Origin of the sequence: Xenorhabdus santafensis (assembly GCF_033949405.1) — a bacterium.
Classification (GTDB): Bacteria; Pseudomonadota; Gammaproteobacteria; order Enterobacterales; family Enterobacteriaceae; genus Xenorhabdus; species Xenorhabdus santafensis.
The window spans coordinates 1-896 of record NZ_VCDN01000170.1 but is presented as its reverse complement, the minus strand read 5'-3'; the positions used below and the strand labels follow the sequence as shown (position 1 = coordinate 896).

At 58.1% G+C, this 896-nt stretch carries 1 protein-coding gene; it reads left to right on the top strand.

The window, feature by feature from the left end; translation table 11 throughout:
* Nucleotides 1–70 precede the first annotated feature (70 nt).
* Nucleotides 71–896 (top strand): type VI secretion system tip protein TssI/VgrG (tssI, locus tag FE392_RS19625; protein ID WP_439153518.1); only part of this gene is annotated, 826 nt, incomplete at its 3' end.

Sequence of the window (896 nt, the reverse complement as noted above, 5' to 3'; positions counted from 1 at the left end):
GGGCGGTGGCTTTGTCGGTGAGCAGGGGCAAAAAGCCGGGCTGACTACCCAAGCCACCGCAGGAAACTCCATGGCCGGCAAGATGTTGCAGCAAGTCGGTCAGGCATTGGGGCTCGGTGGCGGCGCTGACCCCAGCGGCCTGTTGTTCACCCTGACGGCGGGCACATTGCCGGCACAGACCTTCGTCGTCACGGACTTCAGCCTGAACGAACATTTCTCATCCCCCTTTGCGCTGGAAGTCGGGCTGGCGAGTGCCGACGCCGCCATTGATTTCCCGCTGGTGCTTGACCGCACCGCGACGCTGACTATTCTGCAAAACGGTGTCGAACAGCGTAGCATCACCGGCATCGTTACCCGCTTTGAACAAGGCAATACCGGCCTGCACCAAACCACTTACCGGATGAGTATCCGTCCCGATTTGTGGCGCACGACCCTGCGGCAGAATTCGCGTATCTTCCAGCAACTCAGCATTGCCGACATCATCACCACCATTCTCAAAGAGCACAGTATTCGCGATGTGGTATTCAACTTGCGCCATCCGCATCCAGAACGGGAATTCTGTGTGCAATATCAGGAAAGCGATTTCGACTTCCTGCAACGCCTGACCGCCGAAGAGGGCATTTTCTACTTCTTTGAATGCAATAACGGACGTAACACGCTGGTCTTTGCCGATGACTGCGGGGCCGTACCGCCGGGTATCCACCTGCCCTATCAGCCGGGGGAAGCCAGTACGCTGGGCGAACTGGCGGTGAGCAGCCTGACCAGCAGCGCCCAAGTGCGCCCCGCGCAGGTGCAATTGAAGGATTACACGTTCAAGAACCCGGCCTGGCCGGCAGAATTTCAACAGCAGATACGGGATGAGAACCTGCAACAGTTGTACTACGAGCACTACGACT